The sequence below is a fragment of the Pseudonocardia sp. ICBG1034 genome, from assembly GCF_020131375.1.
GTDB lineage: Bacteria > Actinomycetota > Actinomycetes > Mycobacteriales > Pseudonocardiaceae > Pseudonocardia > Pseudonocardia alni.
In genome coordinates this window covers 2417089-2440327 of sequence record NZ_JAHLEK010000015.1, presented here as the reverse complement: position 1 = coordinate 2440327, position 23239 = coordinate 2417089, and the positions used below count along the sequence as shown (strand labels likewise).

The following is a 23239-nucleotide window of genomic DNA, read 5'->3' as shown; positions in this document are numbered from 1 at the left end:
GTCCGCCGGGCGGGTCAGTCCGCCGCGTCGCGGACGAGCAGCGCGATCTGCACCCGGTTGTCCAGGCCCAGCTCGCGCAGCAGCCGGGACACGTAGGACTTCACCGTCGCCACCGACATGTGCAGCTCGGCGGCGATGTCGGCGTTGGAGCCGCCGCGGGCGACGGCCTCGGCGACGTCGCGCTCGCGGTCGGCGAGCCGGTCGAGCCGGGCCCGGGCGGCGCGCCGGCGGTCGACCGGCCCGGCGCCGTCGCCGCGGACGATGCCGATCAGCCGCCGGGTGATCGCCGGGGACAGCACGGCGTCGCCGTCGGCGGCGGCGCGGACGGCCTCGACGATCCCCTCGGGCGCGGCGTCCTTGAGCAGGAACCCGCTCGCCCCGGCGCGCAGCGCCCGCACGACGTGCTCGTCGGCGTCGAACGTGGTCAGCACGACGACGGTCGGGGCGTCGGGCCGCGAGGTCACCTCCCGGGTCGCGGCGACGCCGTCGACGCGGCGCATCCGCAGGTCCATCAGCACCACGTGCGGCCGCCCCGCGGCGACGGCGGCGGGCACCTCGTCACCGTCACCGGCGTCGCCGACCACCTGGATGCGCCGTACCGGTCCGGTGCCGTCGCCGGGCAGCGCGTGCCCGTCGAGCATCACCCGCAGCCCGGAGCGGACGAGCGGGTCGTCGTCGACGAGCAGCACCCGGATCGCGGTGGCGGTCATCCCGTCTCCTCCCGCCACGGCAGCACCGCGCGCAGCAGGTGCCCCGACGGCGTCGGGCCGTGGGTCAGCGTCCCGCCGGCGAGGGTCTCGACCCGCTCGCGCAGCCCGACCAGGCCGGTCCCGGCACCCTCGGGCGTCGGACCGGCCGCGGACGGCCCGGAGGTGACGGTGACGGTGAGGTCCCGGCCGGGCCGCCCGTCGAGGGCGACCTCGACCCGGGCCCCGGGGGCGTGCCGGGCGGCGTTGGTCAGGCCCTCGCGCACCACCCGGTGCACGACGCCGGCCAGCGGCCGCCCGGGCGGGGACACCGTCAGCAGCGCCGTCGACCGGAGGCGGACGTCCGCGCCGACCGCGCGGGCCTCGGCGACGAGCTCCTCGACCGCACCGAGGTCGTCGACCTCGTCGGGTACGTCGCCGGTGGGCTCGTGCAGCACCTGGACGATCGTGCGCAGGTCCTCCATCGCGCGGTGGGTGGTGTCGCGCAGCACCCGCGCGGTCTCGCGGACGGTGCGGGCGGGCAGGTCCCCGCGCAGCGCCAGCGCCCCGGCGTGCACCGACAGCAACGACAGCCGGTGCCCGAGCCGGTCGTGCATCTCCCCGGCGATCCGGCGCCGCTCGTCGGCGCGGGCCTGCTCCTCGCGCACCACGCGCTCGGCCTCGGCGCGGGCGAGCCGCTCGCGCAGGCCGTCGACCATCGCGCGGCGGATCCCGGTCAGCAGGCCCGCGGTCACCGAGATGGCCTGGAACGCGACGGCCCCGCCGAGCAGCACGAGCACCGTCGGCCCGTCGGGGACGTTGCGGTACAGCGTGACCGCGGCGGCCCCGACCGCCAGTGCCAGCACCGGCAGCGTCTCCACCGCACGGCGCCGGGTCGCGATCACGAACACCCCGACCAGCGGCAGGTAGGTGGCGACGGGCGAGACGAGCGGGCCGAGCACGGCGAGCACCGCGAACACCCGCGGCGCCCGGTAGCGCACCGCGATCGAGCCGATCATCGCCAGCCCGACGGCGAGCAGCGTCCACTGCAGCACCCCGGCGGTGGCCTGCGTCTCGGCGACGGTGAGCCCGGCGGCGAGCACCGCGACCACCAGCACGGCGGAGATCACGGCGGGGCGGACCGGCACACGTCGACCATAGGGGGCGGACCGGCGCCGTCCAGCAGGTTTCCGCTCGAACGGGACGGCCACCGGTCCCCTCCCGTCTCCCGACCCCCCGGGATCGACCGTCAGCCTGCCGGGCGGCGCGACGGTGGCGCACCCGTCGAAGGTCGTGCGCAGCGCGACCGAAGTCGCCGGGCCGCGTCACCCGGAATGAGTACGATTCGGACATGCCGGAACCGCACAGCCACCGCGAGAGCGGGCAGCACGTCATCGAGCACGCGCTCGACCTCCTCGAGGCGGCCGACAAGGCGCAGGACTACCCCCAGGCGACCGACGGCCACACCGCCGCCACCGCCTACGCGGTGAGCGCGCTGTACCAGGAGATGCGCCACGGCGACGACCAGCTGGCGGTGCTGATCTCCGCGGTGCAGGAGCAGACCGCGGTGCTGCGCGAGATCCGGGACGCGTTGGGGAACGGGGCACGCACCGGGGGCTGATCCCGGACGGCCCGATCCGTTCGCGAGGTGGCCCGCGGGCCACTCCCGGTCCGGCCGGGCCCGGCCGAGCATCGGGGCATGTCCTCTCCGACCTTCCCCTGTGCCGCCGTCGTCGTCGCGGTCGGCGCGCTGCTCGTCGTCGTGAACGTCCCGCCGACCGCCGCGCTGGTCGTCGGTGCGGTGGCCGTCGCCGTCGCGGTCGGGGCGGCCCGGCTCGTGGGGCCGCTCGCGCTGACCGTGCCGCCGCGGACGGTCGCGGTGCGGGCCGCCGCGGTCGCCGTCGCGCTCCTCGGCGGGCCGCTCGTCGCGGCCGCCGCCCTGGGGCCCGGCGCGGTGCCGCTGGTCGCCGCGGTGGTCGCCGCGGCGCTGCTCGCCGCACCCCTGCTCGTCCGGCGGGCTCAGCCGCCGCGGAAGGTCCGCCGGTAGTGCAGCGGGGGCACGCCGAGCTCGCGGCACACGTGGCGGCGCAGCGCCGTCGCCGTGCCGAACCCGACCTCGTCGGCGATCCGGCCGACCGGGAGGTCGGTGGTCTCGAGCAGCTCCCGGGCCCGCTCGACGCGCCGGCGCAGCAGCCACCCGAGCGGGCTCTGCCCGGTCTCCTCCCGGAACCGGCGGGTCAGTGTCCGCACGCCGACGTGCAGCGATGCGGCCAGCTCGGCCAGCGTCCAGGGCCGGGCCAGGTCGGCGAGCATCCGCTCGCGGGCCGCGGCGGTGCCGGTGCCGGGTCCGTCGTCCGCGACCGGCCGGGCGATGTACTGCGCCTGGCCGCCCTCCCGGTAGGGCGGGACCACGGTCCGGCGGGCGACGTCGTTGGCGACGGCGGCGCCGAAGTCGCGCCGGACCAGGTAGAGGCACAGGTCGATGCCCGACGCCTCGCCGGCCGCGGTGAGCACCTCGCCCTCGTCGACGTAGAGCACCGCGGGGTCCAGGTCGACCCGCGGGAACCGGCACCGGAACGCCTCCGCGGACAGCCAGTGGGTGGTGGCGCGACGACCGTCGAGCAGCCCGGCCTCCGCCAGCGGGAACGCGGCCGTGCAGATCGACGCCAGCCGGGTGCCGGGACGCAGCGACGCCAGGGCCGTGCCGAGACCGGGGTCGGCGACGACCGACGGCTCGTGGTCGTCGCGCGTCGCGAGCACGACCACGGTGTCGGCCCGGGCCAGCAGCTCCGGCCCGTGCTCGACCACGACGTGGAAGTCCGCGTCGGTCGGCACCGTCCCGGGGTGCAGCGCGCAGGTGCGCACCCGGTAGAGCGGCTCCCCGTCGGCCGACCGGGCACCGCCGAGGATCTGGTGCACCAGGCCGAGCTCCATCGGCCGCACCCCGGGGCGGACCAGCACCGCGACCTCGTGCCGCGGGGTGTCCTCAGGCGCCGACATAGGCCGCCAGGTGCTCGCCCGTCAGCGTCGACCGGTCCGCGACGAGCTCGGCGGGCGTCCCCTCGAAGACGACCGCGCCGCCGTCGTGCCCGGCACCGGGTCCCAGGTCGATGATCCGGTCGGCGTGGGCCATCACGGCCTGGTGGTGCTCGATGACGATCACCGAGCGGCCGCCGTCGACGATCCGGTCGAGCAGCGCGAGGAGCTGCTCGACGTCGGCCAGGTGCAGCCCGGTCGTCGGCTCGTCGAGGACGAACGTCCCGCCGGACTCCCCCAGGTGCACCGCCAGCTTGAGCCGCTGGCGCTCGCCGCCGGACAGCGTGGTCAGCGGCTGGCCCAGGGTGAGGTAGCCCAGCCCGACGTCGGCGAGGCGCTCCAGGATCCTGTGCGCGGCCGGGGTGCGGGCCTCGCCCGCACCGAAGAACTTCTCCGCCTCGGCCACCGGCATGGCGAGGACCTCGCTGATGTCGCGCCCGCCGAAGGTGTAGCCGAGCACCGAGGCGTCGAAGCGGCGGCCGTCGCAGACGTCGCAGGTGGTGGCGACGCCGGCCATCATCGCCAGGTCGGTGTAGACGACGCCGGCGCCGTTGCAGTTCGGGCAGGCGCCCTCGCTGTTGGCGCTGAACAGGGCCGGCTTGACGCCGTTCGCCTTGGCGAAGGCCTTGCGGATCGGCTCGAGCAGCCCGGTGTAGGTGGCGGGGTTGCTGCGCCGCGACCCCTTGATCGCCCCCTGGTCGACGACGACCACGCCGTCGCGCCCGGCGATCGAGCCGTGGATCAGCGAGCTCTTGCCCGACCCGGCGACCCCGGTGACGACGGTGAGCACCCCGAGCGGGACGTCGACGTCGACTCCGCGCAGGTTGTGCCGGTCCGCCCCGCGGATCTCCAGGTACCCGCTCGGGGTCCGCACCGACGGCTTGAGCGACGCCCGGTACTCCAGGTGCCGGCCGGTCAGCGTGCCCGAGGCCCGCAGCCCGTCGAGGTCGCCGGTGTAGACGACGTGCCCGCCGTCGGCGCCCGCCCGCGGCCCCAGGTCGACGACGTGGTCGGCGATCGCGATCGTCTCCGGCTTGTGCTCGACGACGAGCACGGTGTTGCCCTTGTCGCGCAGGCGCAGCAGCAGGTCGTTCATGCGGGCGATGTCGTGCGGGTGCAGGCCGATGGTCGGCTCGTCGAAGACGTAGGTGACGTCGGTCAGCGACGATCCCAGATGCTTGATCATCTTGGTGCGCTGGGCCTCGCCGCCGGACAGCGACCCGGACGGCCGGTCCAGCGACAGGTAGCCGAGCCCGATCTCGACGAACGAGTCGAGTGTGTGGCGCAGCGAGCCGAGCAAGGGCGCGACCGCGGGCTCGTCGAGTTGCCGGACCCAGTCGGCGAGGTCGGAGATCTGCATCGCGCAGGCGTCGGCGATGGAGATGCCCCGGACCTTCGAGGAGCGGGCGAGCTCGGACAGCCGCGTCCCGTCGCAGTCCGGGCAGCGCTGGAACACGATGGCCCGGTCGACGAACGCCCGGATGTGCGGCTGCATCGCCTCGCGCTCCTTGGCCAGGAACGACTTCTGGATCCGCGGGATCAGCCCCTCGAAGGTGACGTTGATGCCGTCGACCTTGATCCGGGTGGGCTCCTTGTGGAGCAGTGCGTTCAGCTGGGGCTTCGTGAAGCTGCTGATCGGCTTGTCGCCGGGGAAGAAGCCGGAGTTGGCGAAGATCCGGCCGTACCAGCCGTCGACGGAGTAGTTCGGGATCGTCAGGGCGCCCTCGACGATCGACTTCGACTCGTCGTACAGGGCCGTGAGGTCGAAGTCGGACACCGAGCCGCGGCCCTCGCACCGCGGGCAGGCACCGCCGACGATCTCGAACTCGCGCCGCTCCTTGACCTGCCGGCCGTTCTTGCGGACGGTCACCGCGCCGGAGCCGCTGATCGTCGCGACGTTGAACGAGAACGCCTTCGCCGGGCCGGCGTAGGGCTTCCCGAGCCGGCTGAACAGGATCCGCAGCAGTGCCCCGACGTCGGTGGCGGTGCCGACGGTGGAGCGCACGTCCCCGCCCATGCGCTCCTGGTCGACGATGATCGCGGTGGTGAGGCCGTCGAGGACGTCGACGTCGGGGCGGCCGAGGTTCGGCATGAAGCCCTGGACGAACGCGCTGTAGGTCTCGTTGATCATCCGCTGGGACTCGGCGGCGATCGTCGAGAACACCAGGGAGCTCTTGCCCGAGCCGGACACCCCGGTGAACACCGTGAGCCGCCGCTTGGGCAGCTCGACGGAGATGTCGCGCAGGTTGTTCTCGCGCGCTCCGTGCACGCGGATGAGGTCGTGGCTGTCGGCTGCGTGCATGGTGGATCCCCCGTCCGGCCCGTGTCAGGGCCGCTGCTGGATGCGGACCATCGTGCCCGCGGGGTCGCGGAAGGCACAGTCGCGCACCCCGTACGGCTGGTCGACCGGTTCCTGGACGACCTCGGCCCCGCTCGCCTGGAGCCTGTCGAACGCGGCGTCGAGGTCGTTACTGGCGAGCAGCACGGCGGTGTAGGTGCCCTTGGCCATCATCTCGGTGATGGTGCGGCGCTCGTCGTCGGTGACGCCGGGGTCCACCCGCGGGCGGGGCGAGGACGATCGAGACGTCGGGCTGCCCGGGCGGACCGACGGTGAGCCAGCGCATGGTGCCCTGGCCGACGTCGAGGCGGACCTCGAAGCCCAGGCCGTCGCGGTAGAAGGCGAGGGAGGCCTCGGGGTCGGTGTGCGGGAGGAATCCGGCGTGGATGGTGACGGCGGGTTCGGTCATGACGCTCACGCTAGGGAGGTCGCGGGTCCCGGTGCTTCTCGATTCCTGACCGGTCGGGTGACCTGTGTGGCGACGCACGCCGGGAGCCCCGGTGTGCCGTCCCGGGCGGTGCGCTTGTACGCCGACGGCGGCATCCCGACGAGCTCGGTGAAGCGGGTGCTGAACGTGCCGAGCGAGGAGCAGCCGACGGCGAAGCAGACCTCGGTGACGGTGAGGTCGCCGCGTCGCAGCAGCGCCATCGCACGTTCGATCCGCCGGGTCATGAGGTAGCTGTAGGGCGACTCGCCGTAGGCCCTGCGGAACGCCCGCGACAGGTGCCCTGCCGACACGTGCTCGGCGCGGGCGAGCTCGGCGACGTCGAGCGGACGCGCGTACTCGCGGTCGATCCGGTCCCGGACCCGGCGGAGCCGGACGAGCTCGCGCAGGTGCCCGTCGTCGCGGTCGCTCACCCGAGGAACTCCCGCAGCAGCGCCGCCACCTCGGCCGGGCGTTCCAGGTAGACCATGTGGCCCGCGTCGACGGGGGCGACGGTCAGGTCCGCGCCGAGCGCGGCGCGGCAGGCGGCGAGCCAGTCGTCGGAGACGTAGTCGGCCCGGCCGGCGGGGACGACCAGCGTCGGCAGACCCGCCGGTGGGACGACCGCCGGGCGCGCCATCTCCGCCCACGCGGCCACCAGGGACGCCTGGCTCAGACGCCAGCGCCAGGCGCCGTCGCGCTGTTCGAGATGCTCGTCCACCTCGGCGTCGACGAGCGCGCCGGGGACGTCGGCCCAGCTCCCGGCCTTGGCCGCGCGTGCGGCGTCGCGGGTCGGGAACATGACGTCGGCGCGGGTGTCCTCGGCCGCGTCGAGCATGTCCTGCGGGTCCAGCCCGAGTGCGGGGTCGAGCAGCGCGAGCCGGTCGACGCGGTCGGGAGCGGTGCGCGCGAGGTGCGTGGCGACGGCGCCGCCGAAGGAGTGCCCGACGACGGCGGCGCGCCCGACCCCTTCGGCGTCCAGCACCTCCACCAGGTCGGCGACGTGGCGTTCCAGGTTCCACGGCGGCGCCCACGGCGACCGCCCGTGCCCGCGGACGTCGACGGCGATCCAGCGCAGCCGGGGCAGCGCCGCGAACAGCGGCCGCCAGCGCAGACCGTGGCCGGTCACGCCGTGGACCGCGAGGACCGGCGGCCCGGCGGGGTCGCCGGCGTGGTGCACGTACAGGGACATGCACCCATTCTGCACGTTTGCCGGTTCGGCAAGGGAACTTGCCGTTACGTGCGGTCGCTCGTCAGGCTGGGGACATGGACACAGCACAGCGCCACGACGTCGTCGTGATCGGTGGCGGCCCGGCCGGACTCAACGGGGCCATGATGCTCGCCCGCTCCCTGCGGTCGGTGGTCGTCGTCGACTCCGGCTCGCCCCGCAACGCCCCGGCCGCCGCCGCGCACGGCCTGTTCGCCCGCGACGGCGTCGCCCCGGCCGAGCTGCTCGCGACCGGCCGCGGGGAGGTCCGCCGCTACGGCGGCACGCTCGTCGACGGCGAGGTCGTCGGCGCCCGCCGCACCGGGGACGACTTCACCGTGACCCTCGCCGACGGCACCACCCTCGACGCCCGGCGACTGCTCGTCACGACCGGACTGGTCGACGTGCTGCCCGACGTGCCGGGACTCGCGCAGGGGTGGGGCGCCGACGTCGTCCACTGCCCCTACTGCCACGGCTACGAGGTGCGCGACCGCCCGATCGCGGTGCTGGGGACCTCCCCCGGCTCCGCGCACCAGGCGCTGCTGTTCCGGCAGCTCAGCGCGGACGTGGTCTACGTGTCGCACTCGACGGGGCCGACCACGGAGCAGCGGGAACGCTTCGACGCGCTCGGCATCGCCGTCGTCGACGGGCCGGTGAGCGAGGTCGTGCGGTCCGACGGCGCGATCACCGGGCTGGTCACGCCGACCGGCGTGCTGGCGCGCGAGGTCGTCGCGGTGGCGCCCCGGATGGAGGCCCGCGCCGGCTTCCTCGCCGAGCTGGGCCTGGTCCCGGCCGAGCACCCGAGCGGGATGGGGCAGCACCTCGTCGCCGACGCGACGGGCCGCAGCACGGTCGAGGGCGTGTGGGTCGCGGGCAACATCACCGACCTGAGCGCGCAGGTGGGGGCCGCGGCGGCCGCGGGGGCGTTCGCGGGGGCCGCGATCAACGCCGACCTCGTCGAGGCCGGGGCGCTCGCCGCGCTGCGGGAGGTGGCACGCCTCTAACCTGGGGGCGTGCTGGTCATCTTCGGGCTGTCCCGCAAGGAGCGCCCGCTGGGCCTGGTCGCGCTGGGCTGTGGGACCTGCGGTCACGCGGGTCCGCAGCCCGCGGTGCACCGGAGGACCCGGTTCACGCTGTTCTTCGTGCCGGTGCTGCCGCTGCGCAGCCGCTACGAGATGCGGTGCCCCGTGTGCGGGGCGGGGCGGACCCTGTCCCGCGACGACGCCCGTCGGCACGGCGCGCGGGTCTGAGGAGCGGCCGGGCGGACCCCGGCCGTCCGCGGGCCCGAGGTCCGCTCCGCCCGGTGTGTCAGGTCGGCAGCAGGTACTCCTCGCTGGCGTGGTGGCATGCGCTCGGATGGTGCCCACCCGGCCGCGTCACCAGGGGCGGCTCCTCGGTCGCGCAGATGTCGGTGGCCTTCCAGCAGCGCGTGCGGAACCGGCAGCCGCTCGGCGGGTCCACCGGGCTCGGGACGTCACCGGTGAGCCGGATCCGCTTGCGCCCCTCCCGGACCGACGGGTCGGGCACCGGCACCGCGGAGAGCAGCGCCTGGGTGTACGGGTGCGACGCCCGGGTGTAGATCTCCTGCTCGGTCCCGAGCTCCACCATCTTGCCCAGGTACATCACGCCGACCCGGTCCGACAGGTGCCGTACGATGGACAGGTCGTGGGCGATGAAGATGTAGGACAGCCCGAACTCGCGCTGCAGGTTCCCGAGCAGGTTCATCACCTGCGCCTGGATGGACACGTCGAGCGCGGACACCGGCTCGTCGCACACGATGATCTCCGGGCGCAGCGCGAGCGCGCGGGCGATCCCGATGCGCTGCCGCTGCCCCCCGGAGAACTGGTGCGGGTAGCGGTTGACGAAGTCGGGGTTGAGCCCGACGACGTCGAGCAGCTCCTGCACCTTCGCCCGTCGCTCCCCCTTCGGCGCGACCTCGGGGTGGATCTCGAACGGCTCCCCGACGATGTCGGCGACCGTCATCCGCGGGTTCAGCGAGGTGTACGGGTCCTGCAGCACGATCTGCATCTGCCGGCGCAGCGCCCGCAGCTCCGCCCCGCGGCGGGCGAAGATGTCCTCGCCGTGGAAGCGCACCGAGCCCGACGTCGGCGGTTCCAGCCGCATCAGCACCTGGGCCAGGGTCGACTTCCCGCAGCCGGACTCGCCGACGATGCCCAGCGTCTCGCCCTTGTTCAGCGCGAACGAGACGCCGTCGACGGCGCGCACGTGGCCGACGGTGCGCTTGACGACCGCACCGACCTTCACCGGGAAGTGCTTGACGAGGTCGTCGACCTCGAGAACGGGCTCGCTCATACGAGGTCCTCCGCGAACAGGCACGCCGACGCCCGCGCTCCGGGCAGCGGGATCAGCGGCGGGTCGGTCCCGAGGCAGCGCTCCACCGCGCGCGGGCAGCGCGGGTGGAACGGGCAGCCGTCGGGGATGGCGGTGAGCGTCGGCGGGAGCCCGGTGATCGCCCGCAGCTCGGTGCCCTTGCTGTCGAGCCGCGGGATCGACGCGAGCAGCGCCTCGGTGTAGGGGTGGGCCGGGTTCGCGAAGAGCTGGTGCACGTCGCCCTGCTCGACGATGCGGCCCGCGTACATCACCGCGATCCGGTCGGCGACCTCCGCGACGACGCCGAGGTCGTGGGTGATGAGGACCAGCCCCATCTCCCGTTCGCGCTGGATCTCGGCGAGCAGATCCATGATCTGGGCCTGCACGGTGACGTCGAGCGCGGTCGTCGGCTCGTCGGCGATGAGCACGTCCGGGTCGAGCGCCAGCGACATCGCGATCATGACGCGCTGGCGCATCCCGCCGGAGAACTCGTGCGGGAAGTTCGTGACCCGCTGCGCCGCCCCGGGGATCCCGACGAGGTCGAGCAGCTCGACGGCGCGGGCCCGCGCGTCGCGCTTGCTCATCCCGCGCCGGGTCCGCAGCTGCTCCCCGATCTGGAACCCGACGGTGAACACCGGGTTCAGCGCCGACAGCGCGTCCTGGAAGATCATCGCGACGTTCTCGCCGCGCAGCTCGCGGCGCCGTTCCTCGGTCGCGGTGAGCAGCTCCTCGCCGCGGTAGCGGACCGAGCCCGCCGTGACGGTCGCGGGCGGGGTCGGCAGGATGCCCATCACCGTGTTCGCGGTGACCGACTTGCCCGACCCCGACTCCCCCAGGACGGCGAGGGTCTCCCCCGCGTGCACTTGGTAGCCGACGCCGTTCAGCACCCGGGCGACGCCGTCGCGGGTGCGGAACTCGACGTGCAGGTCCTCCACCTCGAGCAGCGGGGTCATGACCGGCCCTTCGGGTCGAACGCGTCGCGCACGGCGTCGCCGAGCAGCACGAAGGCCAGCACGGTGACGACGAGGAACGCGCCGGGGAACAGGAGCAGGTGCGGCGAGGTCCGCAGATAGCTCTGCGCCTCGCTGATCATCACGCCCCACGAGACGACGGGGTCGCGCAGGCCGACGCCGAGGAACGACAGCGTGGCCTCGGCCCCGATGAACGCACCGAGCGCGATCGTCGCGTACACCATCACCGGGGCGATGGTGTTGGGCAGCATGTGCCGCCGGATGATCCGCCACGGGCTCGCACCGAGCGCGCGGGCGGCCTTGACGTAGTCCTGGTTGCGGGCGGCGATCGCGGCGGACCGCATGATCCGCATGACGATCGGCCAGGACAGCAGCCCGATCGTGCCGATCACCAGGCCGCTGATGCCGATCACGCTCTGCCCGACCGACGCCCGGAAGGTGGAGAGCACGACGATCGCGCCGAGGATGAACGGCACGCCGAAGAAGACGTCGGCGACGCGGGCGAGCAGCGAGTCGACCCAGCCGCCGGCGAACCCGGCGATCAGGCCCATGACGGCGCCGACTCCCACGACCGCCGTCGTCGCCAGCACCCCGACGACGATCGAGACGCGGGTCCCGTAGACGGTGCGCGCGTAGACGTCACGGCCGAGGTGGTCGTAGCCGAACCAGGCCTGGGCCGACGGGTCCTCGCGGGCCCGGGACAGGTCGCCGAGGGTGGGGTCGACCGAGGTGAACAGCTGCGGGAACGCGGCCATGACCAGCAGGAACGTGATGAGGCCCGCCGCGACGAGGAACAGCGGGCGATGACGCAGGTCGTGCCAGGCGTCGCCGCTGAGGCTGCGGGTGCGGGCCGTCGCCTCGGCGCGGCCGGCGGCGGCGACGGGCTTGTCGGCGGTGGCGGTGGTGGGGTCAGTCAAGGCGGATCCTCGGGTCGAGCAGCGCGTAGGTGACGTCCACGACGAGGTTCGCGAGCAGGTAGACGATCACCAGCAGGACGACGACGCCGGTGACGACCACCCCGTCGAGCCGTTGGATGGAGCCGAAGATGAGCCCACCGATCCCACGGATGTTGAAGATGCCCTCGGTGACGATCGCCCCGCCCATGAGCGTGCCGAAGTCCGCGCCGAGGAAGGTGATCACCGGGATCGCCGAGTTGCGGGTCAGGTGGACCCCGACGACACGACGCCGGGTCAGGCCCTTCGCGGTCGCGGTGCGGACGTAGTCGGCGCGCAGGTTCTCCGCGATCGACGTCCGGGTCAGCCGGGCCACGTAGGCCAGCGACAGGCTGCCGAGCACGTAGCCGGGCACGACCAGGTCCAGGAACCCGGGGTCCGCCGGGACGGTCGGCGGGATCAGACCCAGCCGCAGCCCGAGGACCGACTGCAGCACGTAGCCGGTCACGAAGACCGGCACGGCGACCAGGAACAGGGTCGCGGTGAGCACGACGTTGTCGAGGAACCCGCCGGGCCGCAGCCCGGTGAGCACGCCCGCGGTCAGGCCGATGATCGCCTGGATGACCAGCGCGACGACCGCGAGCTTGATCGTGACCGGGTAGGCGTTCGCGATCAGCGTCGCGACCTCCTGGCCGCGGAAGTTCTCCCCGAAGTCGCCCCGCAGCAGGTTGCCCAGGTACGTGAAGTACTGGACGAAGATCGACCGGTCGAGCCCGTACTCCTCGCGCATGCGCTCGATGAACGCGGGCGGGCAGGCCTGGTCACCGCACTTGCCGGCGAGCGGGTCGCCGGGCAGCGCCCAGACCATGAAGTAGATGAGGAACGTGGTGCCGAGGAACACCGGCACCAGTTGCAGGAGTCGTCGCAGGACATAGCGCCCCACGGGTCACCTCCGGGTTCGGGTGCCCGGCGGTTCGCACCGGGCACGTGCACCGGCGGCCGGGTGGTCACCCGGCCGCCGGCGTGTGGTGGTGGGGCGGCGTCACTCCTGGACGGTCACGGTCTCCAGGTCCAGCTCGCGGCCGTAGGTCATCTCGACGTTCTGCAGACGCGGCGACCAGCCGAACTGCGCGGACTGGTCGTTGATCGCGACGGCGGGCATGTCCTGGATCAGGACGCGCTCGGCCTCGGCCCACAGCGCGTAGGCCTCCTCGGCGGTCGCGGCGGTCGAGCCCTGGTTGACCAGGGCGTCGAAGCGCGGGTTGGTGTAGCCGCTGTTGTTGTTCGCCGCTCCCGTCGTGTACTGCGGGCGCAGGACGTAGTCCATGGTGGGGGTCGAGGCGACCCAGCCGGAGCGGAAGATCCCGGTCAGGTTCTCCGCCCGGCGCTGGTCCAGGAACTCCGAGAAGGTCGGGACCGGCACGAAGTTGCAGGGCACGCCGAGGGTGTTGCTGATGCTGACACAGGCGGCCTGCATCCACTCACGGTTGATCGCGGAGTCGACGTTGGAGATCAGCTCGATCGGGCCGGTGAAGCCGGAGGCGTCGAACTGCTGCTTGGCCCGCTCCGGGGAGAAGGTGCACAGCTCGCCGCACTGGTCGTCGACCTTGCCGGGCACGCCCTCGGGGATGAACCCGGTGGCCGGCTGGACGAGTCCGTTGTAGACGTTGTTGATGATCGCCTCGCGGTCCACGGCCATCGAGATCGCCTGCCGCAGCTGCGGGTCGGCGTAGCGCTGGTCGTAGATCGGGAAGGTCATCGTGTTGATGCCGGCGTAGGGCTGGTTGCCGTTCCGGTCGGCGAGGTCCTGCTGGTACAGGTTGTCGATCAGGGACGAGCCGGGGATGGTCTCGAGGAAGTCCAGGTTGCCGCTGACGACGTCCTGGTAGGCGGCCTCGCTGTCGGCGTAGAACCGGAACTCGACACCGCCGACGGAGACCGGCTGCTCGCCGCCCCACTCGGCGTAGCGGGTCACGGTGACGTTCTGGTCGGGCACCCGGGACTCGTAGCGGAACGGGCCGTTGCCCACCGGGTTCGCCTCGAACGCGGCCGGGTCGGCGAAGAACGACTCGGGCATCGGGTAGAACGCGACGTCACCGAGGGTGTTGACGAAGACCGGCGACGGCGAGGTCAGCGCGACGGTGAAGGTGCGGTCGTCGACGACCTGCAGACCCGACATCGCCTGCGCCGTGGGCTCACCCTCGTCCGGGTTGACCTGGTCGAACCCGGCGATGTTGGAGAAGAACTCCGAGCTGGACTGCGCGTTGGTCTTCAGGGCGACGTAGTTCCACGCGTCGACGAAGCTCTTCGCCGTGACGGGCGTGCCGTCGTGGAAGGTCCAGCCCTCCTTCAGCCGGATCGTCCAGTTCTGCGAGTCGGGGGACTCGATGGACTCGGCGACCTTGTTCTCCGGCTCGCCCTGCTGGTTGTAGTCGACCAGCCCGGACCACAGCGCGTCGAGGATCTTGCTGCCGCCGGTCTCGCGGGTGTTGCCCGGCAGCAGCGCATTCTCCGGCTCGGTGCCGAAGACCGAGATCGTGGGGGCGCCCTGGGCGTCGCCCGTGGTGCCGCCTCCCCCGCCGCCACAGGCGCTGAGCACCAGCGCGGAGGTCAGGGAGAGCGCGAGCAGCGCCGCGACTCGAGGTGATCGCATCAGAGTCCTGTCTGTCCGGGACGGCCGCTCCCCGCGTGGTGTGCAGGCGGCCGGTGCGGTTCGGTGGTGGGTCGCACGGTAACCACAGCATCGCGGTTCTCCGGTTACGAATCCATTGCGCCCGCCGCCATTGCGTCGAGCAACACGGAATTGCGTGCGACGGTCGGTGATCGGATCGCGACGTCACGTCCGGCCCGATCCTCACGGAAAACACATCGGCGCAGGTCGGACGCATTCCGGCGCATTCTTCCGCTACGCAACATTGCATTGCGCATCGCAATTACCTGACCAACTATGTGACGAGTGCCACATCAACGGGTCGGTCCGAGCCCGTGAGCAGCAACGGCACCTGCCACGGAGGCACCGACACCGGACGACGAGACGGGTGCCGTCCCACGTCGTGGAACCCGCTCGCCACGTCGCGGGACCACTCATCGCGCGAGAGACCGCCTCCGCGCACCATTTCCGAACGCTTTCCCGCAGAATTGCCGTCGCGATCACGACGGTACCCCCGAAGCCCCGGTACACCCACTCCGGCACCGCACCGACCCGTTGTCCGGCAATTCCGAACAAGGGACCGGAATCGCACCGGATACGGGGCACGGACACCGCCGGCGTGCGCTCCACCTGCGGGACCGCGGGATCGCGGCCCGACCGTCCCCGCCTCCGGGGACGACGGCACACTTCCCCGGGACGTCAAACGCTCGACGTGTGCATTCCAGGAAGATCGCCTGAAACGGTCATTCGAGTACGGGCGTACCAATCGTGGGCGGTCAGCGCGGCGACGCCTGCGTGAACAGATCGCCCTTCAGATAGATGTTCCAGTCGGCCGCCTTGAGGCCGTGCCCACCGGAGCGCAGGTGGTAGCTCATCGCCGGCCCGGAGAAGGCCGTGTCGGTGGCGGGCTTCCAGCCCGTCGTGCCCAGTCCGTTGTCGCCGAGGCCGTAGAGGTCGTAGATCTCGCTCGCCGCCTCGTAGGCGAGGAACTCGCCCTCCGGGTCGGCGTTGGAGTCGTCGCTGGCGCTGGCGACCACCAGCTTGCGCGGCGCGACCAGCCCCATCAGCTCGTGCTGGTCGACGGGCAGCTCGTCGACCTTGTTCCCGTAGGCCTGGTAGGTCTTCGGGAACCAGTACGGGAAGGAGCTGTTGACCCTCGACACCGTCTCGGCGCCCACTCCCCCGTCGCCGCGGCGGGCGAGCTTCGCGCCGGTCGACCCCGAGTTGTTGGAGATGACCGCGGCGAAGCGCGGGTCCTGGGCGCCGGCCCAGAGCGCGGCCTTGCCGCTGCGGGAGTGCCCGATGACCGCGACCTTCGAGGGGTCGATGTCCTTGTCGGTCTGGAGATAGTCCATCGCCCGGCTCGCACCCCAGGCCCAGGCGGCGACGGCCCGGCCGGCGTCGTCGGGCAGGTCGCTCCCGGACGGGTGGAACAGGTTGATCATCTTGCTGCGGTAGCTGCCGCTGTCGTCCGGGGCGATGTCGTTGGCGTCGATCTGGGCGAACGCGTACCCGGCCTTGGTGATCGTCGAGACCGGTGCGTAGTCCGAGGACTGCCCCGGGTCGTCGGAGACCGAGCCCCGGTGGTCGATCATCAGGAAGGTGCCGCGCGGGGTCTGGCCCTTCGGGACGAACAGCCGCAGCGTGAACTCTCCGGTGCCCTCCGGCCCGGTGATGCCGATCGTGACCTTCTTGAGGGTGACGTCGCCGTCGTCGCTGGTCCGCACGTCGAAGGTCTGCTTGGTCGGCTTGGGCAGCGGCTGGCCGTAGACGTTCTCGCGGAACGCCGCCAGCAGCTCCGCGCGCCGGGTCCCCTCCCACTGGGCGACGTCGGTGACGCCGGTGCCGTCGAGCATGCGCAGCGGGTTCGGGTACTGCGTACCGTCGATGGTCACCGTCGCCGCGACGGACAGGCCGGCCGCCGGGACCGACGTGTAGGCGGCGGCTGCGACCGGCGTGGCCGTGGCCCCCACCGCGCCCACGCACCCGGCCGCGGCGACCGCGCCGACGACGAACAGCGACGTCGCCGTCCTCGCGACGGGGTGCAGGACGCGACGACGGCTGCGCGGGCTGATCGGAGTGGACACGGTCCGGACGCTACCGAGACGGGGACCCTCTGCAACCGTCGTTGCCGGTATCACGTCGATCGGGGGACATGATCACACACCTAACGTGTGACTCCTGTCGCCACAGGTGTTGCCGCAGGTGACGACGGGGTACGGCGCGTCCGCGCGGCGCCCCGGGAGAGGTCTGCCGACGTTCGCGGCTGCGAACGGTCGGGGCCGCGGCGCGGTGTCGCGCGGGTCCCCGGCCACCGACGGCGACCGCGGCTCCCCGACGGTCCTACCGTGCGCGCCGCGCCCGCAACCACGGATCGACGATCCGTGGTTACCGCGCCGCGACCCGGCCAGGCTGGGCCCATGCCACGCACCCCTGACCTCACCCTCCCCGACCTGACCGGGCGCCGCGCCGTCGTCACCGGCGGCAGCGACGGCGTCGGACTCGGCATCGCCGACCGGCTCGCCGCCGCCGGTGCCGAGGTCGTGCTGCCCGTCCGCAACGCCGCGAAGGGCGCCGCCGCCGCCGACCGGATCCGCGACCGGCACCCCGGTGCCGCCGTCTCGCTGCGCGAGCTCGACCTGTCCTCGCTGTCCTCGGTCGCCGCGCTCGGGGAGACCCTGCGCGCGGAGGGACGCCCCGTCCACCTGCTGATCAACAACGCCGGCGTGATGACCCCGCCGGAGCGGCGCACCACCGCCGACGGGTTCGAGCTGCAGTTCGGCACCAACCACCTCGGTCACGTCGCGCTCGTCGCGCACCTGCTGCCGCTGCTGCGCGAGGGCCGCGCCCGGGTGGTCTGCCAGATCAGCGTCGCCGCGGCCCGCGGCACGGTGCTGTGGGACGACCCGGACTCCGAGCGGTCCTACGACGGCATGGCCGCCTACCGGCACTCGAAGATCGCGTTCGGGCTGTTCGGCCTGGAGCTGGACCGGCGCAGCCGCGCCGCGGGCTGGGGCATCACCGCGAACCTGTCGCACCCGGGAGTCGCGCCGACCAACCTCCTGAACGCTCGGCCCGATCTCGGCCGGGAACGGCGGTCCGCCGGGCGACGGGTGATCGGGGCGCTGTCCCGGGCCGGTCTGCTGGTCGGGACCGCCGACTCGGCGGGGCTGCCCGCGCTGCTCGCCGCGACCGCACCGGACGCCGGGCACGCCGTGTTCTACGGGCCGAAGGGGCCCGGCCGGGTGGGCGGACCACCCGCCGAGCAGGAGCTCTACCGCCCACTGCGCGACGCCGGCGCCGCCCGCCGGGTGTGGGAGCTGTCTCAGCAGCGGGCCGGGGTGTCGTTCGACGGCGCGGCCACCCCCTGACAGCCCCCCTCGCCGACGCCTCCAGGACACCGGCGGACCCCACCGCCGGGGGCCCGTCCGGAGGGGATCATGGAGACGTCGACGTACGGAGGTGCCCAGTGGCGGACCAGTCCCCCCAGGAGCGCGAGATCCTGCTGCACGGACAGCGTGTGAGCTACCGCGAGACCGGCCGCGGCGAGGGCCCGACGGTCCTGCTCGTGCACGGTCTCGCCGCGAGCTCACGCACCTGGGCCCCGGTGTTCGACGCGCTGGGCGGCGGGCTGCACGTGATCGCGCCGGATCTGCTCGGCCACGGCGCCAGCGAGGCCCCGCGCAGCGGCGACTACTCCCTCGGCGGGTACGCGACCGGGCTGCGGGACCTGCTGGCCGCGCTCGACGTCGAGCGGGCGACGATCGTGGGGCACTCGTTCGGTGGCGGCATCGCGATGCAGTTCGCGCACCAGTTCCCCGAGTTCACCGAGCGGGTCGTGCTCGTGTCCTCCGGCGGCCTCGGCCACGACCTGACCCTCGCGCTGCGCGCGGCGAGCCTGCCGGGCACCGAGCTGGTGCTCCGCTCGGCGGCGTCGCTGACCCCGCCGTGGATGCGCCGCGCCGCGCACCGGCTGGCCCACCGGGTCGGGGCCGCACCGCGCTCGGACATCGACGGTGTGCACACCGCGCTGGAGGCCTTCGCCGACCGCGGCACCCGCGGCGCGTTCGTCCAGACCGCTCGGGGTGCGCTGGAGCCGTCCGGCCAGCGCCTCGACGGGGCGCAACGCCTGCACCTGCTCGAGGAGGTGCCCGTGCTCCTGGTCGGGGGGAACCGCGACCGGGTCATCCCGCTCGCCCACACCCTCGCCGCGCACGACCGGCTGCCCGACAGCCGGCTGGAGGTCTTCGACGGTGCGGGGCACTTCCCGCACGCCGAGCAGCCGGACCGGTTCGTGGGGCTGCTGCGGGACTTCGTCGACGGGACCGCACCGGCCGAGGGCGACCGGGACGCGCTGCGCCGCCGGATCCTGGGGATCCCCCGGGTCGGCTGACCCGGCACGTACTAGTCGGGGGGCGCGGCGCGGAGGTCCGGGTCCGGCGCCGTGGGCGGCGCCCCGTGGCCGCTCGCACCGAGCGCCCCGGTCAGCGTGTCCGCACAGAGCTCGCGGACCGCGGTCCGGTCCAGGACGGGGTTCTCCAGCCAGTCCAGGCAGACGGCGACGAGGAACGACAGCCAGCCGCGCACGGCCAGCCGCACCGGTTCCGGTGCGGGGCCGGGGCCGACCACGGCCCGCAGCACACGTTCCTGCTGGCGGGCCAGGTTCCCGTCCACGATGGACCGGATGGCGGTGTCGGCACCGAGCGCTCCCCGGAACAGGGCGCGGTAGCCGTGCGGATGGGCCCGGACGTAGTCGAGGTAGGCGTCCAGGACGGCCCGCAGGCGCTCCGGGGGCGGCAGCCGGTCGTCGGGTTCGGTGACGGCGAGCAGCGTCGCGGCCTCCTGCTCGACCACGGCGGACAGGAAGCCGCGCTTGCTCCCGAAGTAGTGGTAGAGCAGCCCGCGACTGATGCCGGCCGTGCGGGCGACGTCGTCCACCCAGACCTCGTCGTAGGGCTGCGTCGCGAACAGCGCGGCCCCGGTCGCGAGCAGCTGCTGCCGGCGGGTCGCGGTGTCGAGCCGCCGGAACGCCGGCCCGGACGAGGTGTTTGACATGGGAGGGGCAGCTTACTAGCGTCGCCGCCTGTTGTACGTCGATTCAACAAGTGGGTACGACAGGCGGAGGGCGACGATGCGCAGACCGTCGGTCCGCACCGCGCGGAACGTGTGGGTCGCCGGCTTCACGCTCGCCGCGGTGCTGCAGGGAGTATTCGGGCGGCGGTTCGCCCGGGGCACCGCCTGGGGCCGCAACGCCGGATGGCAGCGGGAGATCACCGTCTGGAACGTCGGGACCCTCGTCACCGCGGCCGGTCTGGCCGGGCTGGGGCCCGAGGCCGACCGCGCGCAGGTCCGCGGCTTCGCGGTGCTGTCGGCCCTCTTCGGGCTCCACCACCTCGCCGCCGCCGTGCGTGCACCGCGCAGTGGGAGCAACTGGTTCGGTGCGGGGCTGAACGCGGTCGGGATCGCCGTCGGCGTGGCGGCCCTGGCCGCACCGCGTCCCGGCGCCCGCGCCCCCGACCGGCGGTGAGGTCGGGACCCGCCGGCCCGCCGGTGGTGGAGCAGGTCGACCGGGGCACCTTCCTCGTGACGGGGACCGACGTCAACTGGGTCCTGCTGCGGGAGGGCGACGCCCTCACCCTGGTCGACGGCGGCTACCCCGCCGACGTGCCGGCCGTCGAGCACTCCGTCGCGACCCTCGGCCTCCACCCTCGGGACGTCGTCGCCATCCTGGTGACCCACGCCCATGTCGACCACCTCGGCGCGGTCAACCCCTTCCACGACCGCTACGGCACCCCGGTCCACCTCCACCCGGTCGAGGTCGCCCACGCCCGCCGCGAGCACCTGGAACAGCTGGCGCCCGCCCGGGTGCTGGCCGCACTGTGGCGGCCGGGGTCCTGCCCTGGGCGGTCCGCGTCGCCCGGGCCGGGGCGGGCAGGGACGTCGCCGCCCCGCACGCGCGACCGTTCCCGACGGGGGAGGCTCTCGACCTGCCCGGTGCGCCGGTGCCGGTGCCGACCGGCGGCCACACGTCCGGCCACACCGCCTTCCACCTCCCGGCCTCGGGCGCCATGATCACCGGCGACGGCCTCGTCACCGGGCACACCCTGTCCCCGGTCACCGGGCCCCAGCTGCTCCCGGCGTGGTTCGACCACGGGACCGACGCCGAGATGCAGGCGGCACTGACCGTGCTGGCCGGACTGGACGCCGACCTGCTGCTGCCCGGACACGGCCCCGTGCACCGCGGGCCGGTGCGCGAGGCCGTGGACCGGGCGTCCGGGGGCGGGCCGGGCGACGGAGACCGCACGAGGAGAGGACGACGACGATGACCCGAGGCCGGGGACCACGGCGGTTCCGGGAGCAGCGCTGGCTGGTCGACGAGGCCCTGCGGGTCCGCGACGTCGAGTTCGACCAGCCCCGCCTGGGCTACCACCTGGGCGCCGTCGGCGACGAGCTCGCGCCGGCCGAGACGGCCGCCCTCCGGGCGGGGATCAGCAAGCTCGCCGACTACGTCCCGGTGGTGCGGTCGTTCGCCGAGCGCCGTACGCGCCGGGCCGAGGACGCCGAGCGACGTGGCCACCCGGACAGTGCCGCGGTGCACCACTTCGCCGCAGCCCAGATGTGGTCGCTCGCGTGCTGGCCGGTCTGGGAGGACGACGCGCTGGCCCACGAGCTCGACGACCGCAAGAACGCCGCCTACCTGGCGTGGGCCCGCAGCGCCGCACACCGCGTCGAGCGGGTCGACGTCCCGTTCGGCGACGCCGCGCTTCCCGGATGGCTCCATCTCCCCCGCGGCGTCGAGGGTCCGCTGCCCACGGTGCTGGCCGTCGGGGGCATGGACGCGCCCCGCGAGATGCTGGTCGCCCGCACCGGCAGCCCGTGGCTCGCCCGCGGCGTCGCCGTGCTGGCCATGGACGGCCCCGGCCAGGGCGAGGCGGCGATCCGCGGCGTCCACGTCACCCCCACCGCGTGGGCCGAGGCCGGCGACGCCGTCATGGACTGGATCCGCGGCCGTCGCGAGCTCGACGCCACCCGGGTCGTGGCCACTGGCACCAGCTTCGGGTCGTTCTGGATGTCCCAGCTCGCCTCCACCCAGCCCGGCCTGCTCGGCTGCTCGGTGGCCCTGCCCTGCTTCGAGCCCGGCGCCCACACGATCTTCGAGCAGGCCCCGCCGACGTTCAAGGCGCGCCACATGTGGATGGCCGGACTCTACGACGACGAGGACGCCTTCGACGCGATGGCCGCCCGGTACGACCTGCGGCCGCACGCCGAGGCGATGCCGGTGCCGTGGCAGATCGTCGGGGGCACGGCCGACGACCTCTCCCCCTCGTCCTGGGTCCACGAGATGGCGCGCCGGTCCCCCTCCCCGACCTCGGTCACCCTCTACACCGGCGCCCGGCACTCGATGACCGAGGCCTCGTCGGTCGCGTTCGGGCCCGGGTGGCGGACGCTGCAGGTCGAGTGGCTGCACGACCGCCTCCGCGGCCGTACCCCGGTGAGTGAGGACCTGCTCGTCCTGCCCTCGGGAGAGGTCACCGGCACCCGCTGAGTCGGGTGCTTCCTACCGGTATCCCACGTCGCACAGCGCGGAGCGGTGGCTCGCGTCCATCGCGCGGCGGGTCAGCCCGCTCGTGGCGGTGGCCGGGCCGCGGGCGAGCGCCCTCGTCGCGCGTCCGCCCGGGCTGCCAGGTGGGTGGCGCCGATCGCGGTCAGGTCCGGTACCGGGCCCACCGGTTCGCCCAGAGCGCGTCGACGACCGGGCACCGCACGAGCTCGGCTGACCGCTCACCTCAGGCGCGAGTCTCAGGTGCCGGGTGAGGAACCGGGCGGCGTCGTCGCCCTCGAAGGCGGGGACGCCGGTGTGCCCCCCGGTGTTGGCGTGCAGCGTCTTCTCGCGGCTGCCGAGGGCCTCGAACAGGCCCAGTGCCTGCTGCCGGTCGTTGCCCTCGTCGTCCCACTGCAGCAGCACCAGCAGCGGGACGGTGACCGTCCGGGCCTCCTCGACGATCGCGCGGGGCACGTAGCTTCCGGCGAACAGGACCGCGGCCGCGATGCGCGGCTCGACCACGGCCATCCGGACGCCGAGTGAGATGATCCCGCCCGACCAGGCCACCGGCCCACGCAGGTCCGGCCGGGCGAGCAGCGCGTCCAGCGCGGCCCGCCACTCCGGGGCCGCCTGCTCGACCAACGGGAGGACGAGCCGGTCGACGACGACGTCGGGCACCGGCTCACCGGCCCGCACCGCGCGTCTCAGGTCGGCCCGGGCCCGGTCGGCGTCGGGGTGGCGGGGCCGCTCACCGGTTCCCGGGAGCTCGAGGGTCGCCGCGGGGAATCCGGCCGCCACGCAGGATCGGGCCCGGGCGAGCAGCCGGGGGTGCATCCGGCTCAGTCGCCGGGGTGGCCGAGGAGGACCAGCGGGGACGGGGTGGTCGGCGTCCAGAGGATGCCGGGGACGTCGTCGAGGGAGAACGCCGTCTCGACCAGGTCGTCGTGGCGCTGTTCGGTGCGGAGTCGCATGGTCGTGCCCTTCGGGACAGGACGCTCCCGGGCGATCTACCGCCCGGCCGTGTCCCCGGAGGGGAGCACCCGGCTGTCTGCTGCGGTCACGGATCCCACCTCCTCGGTTCGGTGCACGGCTACGGGAACGGTAGTGCGGGCCGCGGCTGGTCGGCCAGCGGTTTCCCACGACCGGGCGCGGTTCAGCCC

23 protein-coding genes and 2 pseudogenes are annotated in these 23239 nt (G+C 73.7%); 10 read left to right on the top strand and 15 right to left on the bottom strand.

Going from position 1 to position 23239, the window contains the following annotated elements:
- Positions 1-14: 14 nt before the first annotated feature.
- Both KPF22_RS12960 and KPF22_RS33120 read right to left on the bottom strand, forming a co-directional pair.
- Positions 15-710, bottom strand: a complete 696-nt coding sequence (locus KPF22_RS12960; protein WP_062395884.1) for a response regulator transcription factor — start codon at positions 708-710, stop codon at positions 15-17.
- On the bottom strand, positions 707-1834 hold the full coding sequence (locus KPF22_RS33120) for a histidine kinase (RefSeq protein WP_224402183.1): 1128 nt from the start codon (positions 1832-1834) through the stop codon (positions 707-709). The genes KPF22_RS12960 and KPF22_RS33120 overlap by 4 nt, the downstream gene beginning before the upstream one ends.
- Positions 1835-2037: 203 nt before the next feature.
- On the opposite strand from KPF22_RS33120, the gene KPF22_RS12950 reads away from it, so the two are divergent.
- On the top strand, positions 2038-2307 hold the full coding sequence (locus tag KPF22_RS12950) for a hypothetical protein (protein ID WP_073574478.1): 270 nt from the start codon (positions 2038-2040) through the stop codon (positions 2305-2307).
- 78 nt (positions 2308-2385) lie between these two features.
- Positions 2386-2733 (top strand): hypothetical protein, encoded by a 348-nt coding sequence (locus KPF22_RS12945; protein WP_100877452.1) that lies wholly within the window; start codon positions 2386-2388, stop codon positions 2731-2733.
- Here KPF22_RS12945 and KPF22_RS12940 read toward each other — a convergent pair.
- The 5 genes and pseudogenes from KPF22_RS12940 to KPF22_RS12920 all read right to left on the bottom strand — a co-directional run bounded on the left by KPF22_RS12940 (position 2706) and on the right by KPF22_RS12920 (position 7676).
- Positions 2706-3686, bottom strand: coding sequence for a GlxA family transcriptional regulator (locus KPF22_RS12940; protein WP_208820036.1), 981 nt, complete (start codon positions 3684-3686; stop codon positions 2706-2708). The two genes, KPF22_RS12945 and KPF22_RS12940, sit on opposite strands and share 28 nt — an antisense overlap.
- Positions 3673-6024, bottom strand: a complete 2352-nt coding sequence (locus KPF22_RS12935) for an excinuclease ABC subunit UvrA (RefSeq protein WP_224402182.1) — start codon at positions 6022-6024, stop codon at positions 3673-3675. Before KPF22_RS12935 ends, KPF22_RS12940 begins: the two co-directional genes overlap by 14 nt.
- Positions 6025-6048: 24 nt before the next feature.
- Positions 6049-6469: pseudogene (locus KPF22_RS12930) on the bottom strand (VOC family protein).
- Positions 6470-6474: 5 nt separating this feature from the next.
- Complete coding sequence (locus KPF22_RS12925) at positions 6475-6918, bottom strand: helix-turn-helix transcriptional regulator (RefSeq protein WP_224402181.1); 444 nt, start codon at positions 6916-6918, stop codon at positions 6475-6477.
- Positions 6915-7676: an alpha/beta hydrolase gene (locus KPF22_RS12920; protein WP_224402180.1), complete on the bottom strand. Its 762-nt coding sequence runs from the start codon at positions 7674-7676 to the stop codon at positions 6915-6917. The genes KPF22_RS12925 and KPF22_RS12920 overlap by 4 nt, the downstream gene beginning before the upstream one ends.
- Before the next feature lie 74 nt (positions 7677-7750).
- Between KPF22_RS12920 and KPF22_RS12915 the strand changes: the two genes are divergently transcribed.
- Positions 7751-8695 carry an NAD(P)/FAD-dependent oxidoreductase gene (locus tag KPF22_RS12915; RefSeq protein WP_224402179.1) on the top strand — a complete coding sequence of 315 codons (945 nt, stop codon included), beginning with the start codon at positions 7751-7753 and terminating at the stop codon, positions 8693-8695.
- Between the two features lie 9 nt (positions 8696-8704).
- Positions 8705-8941 carry a zinc-ribbon domain-containing protein gene (locus KPF22_RS12910; protein WP_178373496.1) on the top strand — a complete coding sequence of 79 codons (237 nt, stop codon included), beginning with the start codon at positions 8705-8707 and terminating at the stop codon, positions 8939-8941.
- A gap of 58 nt (positions 8942-8999) precedes the next feature.
- On the opposite strand, the gene KPF22_RS12905 is transcribed toward KPF22_RS12910, so the two are convergent.
- From KPF22_RS12905 to KPF22_RS12880, 6 genes are all read right to left on the bottom strand, one after another.
- Positions 9000-10004 (bottom strand): ABC transporter ATP-binding protein, encoded by a 1005-nt coding sequence (locus tag KPF22_RS12905; protein ID WP_224402178.1) that lies wholly within the window; start codon positions 10002-10004, stop codon positions 9000-9002.
- The gene (locus KPF22_RS12900) at positions 10001-10975 is read right to left on the bottom strand and encodes an ABC transporter ATP-binding protein (RefSeq protein WP_062395892.1); all 975 of its coding nucleotides are present in this window, start codon (positions 10973-10975) and stop codon (positions 10001-10003) included. The genes KPF22_RS12905 and KPF22_RS12900 overlap by 4 nt, the downstream gene beginning before the upstream one ends.
- Positions 10972-11910 (bottom strand): ABC transporter permease, encoded by a 939-nt coding sequence (locus tag KPF22_RS12895; RefSeq protein ID WP_224402177.1) that lies wholly within the window; start codon positions 11908-11910, stop codon positions 10972-10974. The genes KPF22_RS12900 and KPF22_RS12895 overlap by 4 nt, the downstream gene beginning before the upstream one ends.
- Positions 11903-12829 (bottom strand): ABC transporter permease, encoded by a 927-nt coding sequence (locus KPF22_RS12890; protein WP_208820022.1) that lies wholly within the window; start codon positions 12827-12829, stop codon positions 11903-11905. The genes KPF22_RS12895 and KPF22_RS12890 overlap by 8 nt, the downstream gene beginning before the upstream one ends.
- A gap of 99 nt (positions 12830-12928) precedes the next feature.
- Positions 12929-14539 carry an ABC transporter substrate-binding protein gene (locus KPF22_RS12885; RefSeq protein WP_208820020.1) on the bottom strand — a complete coding sequence of 537 codons (1611 nt, stop codon included), beginning with the start codon at positions 14537-14539 and terminating at the stop codon, positions 12929-12931.
- Positions 14540-15312: 773 nt separating this feature from the next.
- The gene (locus KPF22_RS12880; protein ID WP_224402176.1) at positions 15313-16623 is read right to left on the bottom strand and encodes a dienelactone hydrolase family protein; all 1311 of its coding nucleotides are present in this window, start codon (positions 16621-16623) and stop codon (positions 15313-15315) included.
- 333 nt (positions 16624-16956) lie between these two features.
- On the opposite strand from KPF22_RS12880, the gene KPF22_RS12875 reads away from it, so the two are divergent.
- Complete coding sequence (locus tag KPF22_RS12875) at positions 16957-17907, top strand: SDR family oxidoreductase (protein ID WP_208820018.1); 951 nt, start codon at positions 16957-16959, stop codon at positions 17905-17907.
- Between the two features lie 98 nt (positions 17908-18005).
- On the top strand, positions 18006-18929 hold the full coding sequence (locus KPF22_RS12870; RefSeq protein ID WP_208820016.1) for an alpha/beta fold hydrolase: 924 nt from the start codon (positions 18006-18008) through the stop codon (positions 18927-18929).
- An 11-nt stretch (positions 18930-18940) separates the two neighbouring features.
- Here the strand turns inward: KPF22_RS12870 and KPF22_RS12865 are convergent, their stop codons facing one another.
- The gene (locus tag KPF22_RS12865) at positions 18941-19591 is read right to left on the bottom strand and encodes a TetR/AcrR family transcriptional regulator (RefSeq protein WP_224402175.1); all 651 of its coding nucleotides are present in this window, start codon (positions 19589-19591) and stop codon (positions 18941-18943) included.
- Between the two features lie 76 nt (positions 19592-19667).
- On the opposite strand from KPF22_RS12865, the gene KPF22_RS12860 reads away from it, so the two are divergent.
- The 4 genes from KPF22_RS12860 to KPF22_RS12845 are packed head-to-tail and all read left to right on the top strand — an operon-like array spanning position 19668 to position 22082.
- Positions 19668-20063, top strand: coding sequence for a hypothetical protein (locus tag KPF22_RS12860; RefSeq protein ID WP_224402174.1), 396 nt, complete (start codon positions 19668-19670; stop codon positions 20061-20063).
- Complete coding sequence (locus tag KPF22_RS12855) at positions 20060-20608, top strand: MBL fold metallo-hydrolase (protein WP_224402173.1); 549 nt, start codon at positions 20060-20062, stop codon at positions 20606-20608. The genes KPF22_RS12860 and KPF22_RS12855 overlap by 4 nt, the downstream gene beginning before the upstream one ends.
- Positions 20605-20862 (top strand): hypothetical protein, encoded by a 258-nt coding sequence (locus KPF22_RS12850; RefSeq protein WP_224402172.1) that lies wholly within the window; start codon positions 20605-20607, stop codon positions 20860-20862. Before KPF22_RS12855 ends, KPF22_RS12850 begins: the two co-directional genes overlap by 4 nt.
- Positions 20859-22082, top strand: a complete 1224-nt coding sequence (locus KPF22_RS12845) for a S9 family peptidase (protein ID WP_208820007.1) — start codon at positions 20859-20861, stop codon at positions 22080-22082. Before KPF22_RS12850 ends, KPF22_RS12845 begins: the two co-directional genes overlap by 4 nt.
- Before the next feature lie 252 nt (positions 22083-22334).
- Here the strand turns inward: KPF22_RS12845 and KPF22_RS12840 are convergent.
- A pseudogene (locus KPF22_RS12840) lies at positions 22335-23050 on the bottom strand (dienelactone hydrolase family protein); the annotation flags it as partial.
- Positions 23051-23239: the final 189 nt, after the last annotated feature.